At 66.7% G+C, this 2112-nt stretch carries 1 protein-coding gene; it reads right to left on the minus strand.

Translation table 11 applies throughout. From position 1 onward, the window contains the following. Window positions 1-31 precede the first annotated feature (31 nt). Window positions 32-1912, minus strand: a complete 1881-nt coding sequence (gene prpE, locus ABGA94_RS15110) for a propionate--CoA ligase (RefSeq protein ID WP_005415430.1) — start codon at window positions 1910-1912, stop codon at window positions 32-34. Window positions 1913-2112: the final 200 nt, after the last annotated feature.

Genomic DNA, 2112 nt, shown 5'->3' on the forward strand with positions numbered 1-2112 from the left:
CCCCCCCCCCCCCCCCCCCCCCACCACCGGATCAACGGCCCAGCGCGCGGCGGATCTCTTCAAGCGCGCTGGGGTCGTCCAGCGTCGACAGGTCGCCCGGGTCACGCTGCTCGGCCAACGCCTGCAACGAGCGCCGCAGCAGCTTGCCCGAACGGGTCTTGGGCAGCGCGTTGACCACGTGCACATGCGCCGGGCGCGCGACCGCACCAAGCGAAGTCGTCACCGTCGCCATCATCTCGGCCACCACCGGCGCCGGATCCTCGCCTTCAAGCCCCTGCTTGAGGGTGACGAACACCAGCGGCACCTGCCCCTTCAGCTCGTCCTTGACCCCGATCACGGCAGCCTCGGCCACGCGCGGATGGCTGGAGATGGCCTCCTCGATCTCGCGCGTGCCCAGACGATGCCCGGCCACGTTGATCACATCGTCGGTACGGCCGAGGATGAAGGTATAGCCATCGTCATCGCGGATCGCCCAGTCCAGCGAGCTGTACAGCAGTTCCTTGAAGTGGCTGAAGTAGCTCTGCAGGAAACGGCTGTCGTCGTTCCACACCGTGCTCATGCAACCCGGCGGCAAGGGCGGCGACACCACCAGCACGCCCTTCTGCCCCGGTGCCACTTCCTCGCCGGTGTTCTCGTCGATCACCTTCATCCGGTAGCCGAGATTGGGGAAGCCCGGTGAACCGAAGCGCACCGGCTTCATCTCCAGGCCCGGCAGCAGGGTCAGTGCCGGCCAGCCGGTTTCGGTCTGCCAGTAGTTGTCGATGATCGGCTTGCCCAGCGCTTCGCTGATCCAGTGCGCGGTGGGCTCGTCCAGCGGCTCTCCGGCCAGGAACAGATACTTCAGGGCGCGCAGGTCGTGGCGATGGATGAAGTCCGCGTCATGCTTCTTCAGCACGCGGATGGCGGTGGGTGAGGAGAACATGGTGCGCACGTTGTACTGTTCGCACAGCGCCCACCAGATACCCGGGTCCGGATTCGTCGGCAGCCCCTCGTACAGCAACGAGGTGCAGCCACCGATCAGCGGGCCGTACACGTTGTACGAGTGGCCTACCGCCCAGCCGACGTCGGAAGTGGAGAACATCACCTGGCCCGGCTTGCAGTCGAACACGGTCTCCATCGACTGCGCCATCGCCACCGCGTAACCACCGACATCGCGCTGCACGCCCTTCGGCTTGCCGGTAGTACCGGAGGTGTACAGCAGGTAGCTCGGCTCGCTCGCTTCCAGCCACTGTACCGGCACATCGACCTCACCAACCTGTGCACGCAGCGCGGCGTAGTCCACGTCGCGACCCGGCACGCGGGGTTCGGCGGCATCCAGCCCGCGCGACACGATCAGCACGTGTGGTGGCGGCGAAGCTGCTTCGGCGCAGGCCGCGTCGACCATCGGCTTGTACGGAATCAGCTTGCCACCGCGCATGCCGGCGTCCGCTGCGATCAGCAACTTCGGCTTCGCATCGTCGATGCGCAGCGCCAGGTTGTGCGCGGCGAAGCCACCGAACACCACCGAGTGCACCGCACCGATGCGCGCGCAGGCCAGCATCGCGAACACGGCTTCGGCCATGTTCGGCATGTAGATCACCACGCGGTCACCGTGGCCGACGCCGAGATGCTTGAGCACGGCGGCGAAGTCGTTCACTTCGCGATACAGCTGGCGATAGGTGATCTCGCGGGTGCTGTTGGTTTCGGTGGAAATCGCAACCAGCGCGAGCTGGTCGGCGCGCGTTGCCAGGTGGCGGTCGACGGCGTTGTAGCAGAGATTGGTTTCGCCGCCGACGAACCAGCGCCGGAACGGCGGGTTGCTGTAGTCGAGCACCTGCTGCGGCGGTTTGTGCCAATGGATGCGCTTGGCTTCCTCGCCCCAGAAGGCCTCCGGCTCGTCGATCGAGCGACGGTAGGTTTCCTCGTAGTTCATGACGCAGCCCTCCCAGACAAAGTCATGGGTTCGAGGATAGTCCGGCGCTGGCGCGCGGGCCGCCCTACCTTGGTAGGGGGTGGGTTTTTCATGCAGGGCTGCGCCCTGCACCTGCAGAAGCCGAAGCCGAAGCAACAGCAGAGGCTGGCTTACTTGGGGATGGCGGGGGGGGGGGGGGGGGGGGGGGGGGGGGGGGGGGG

The sequence above is a fragment of the Stenotrophomonas sp. 3diitr2024 genome (assembly GCF_042136455.1).
Lineage (GTDB): Bacteria > Pseudomonadota > Gammaproteobacteria > Xanthomonadales > Xanthomonadaceae > Stenotrophomonas > Stenotrophomonas sepilia.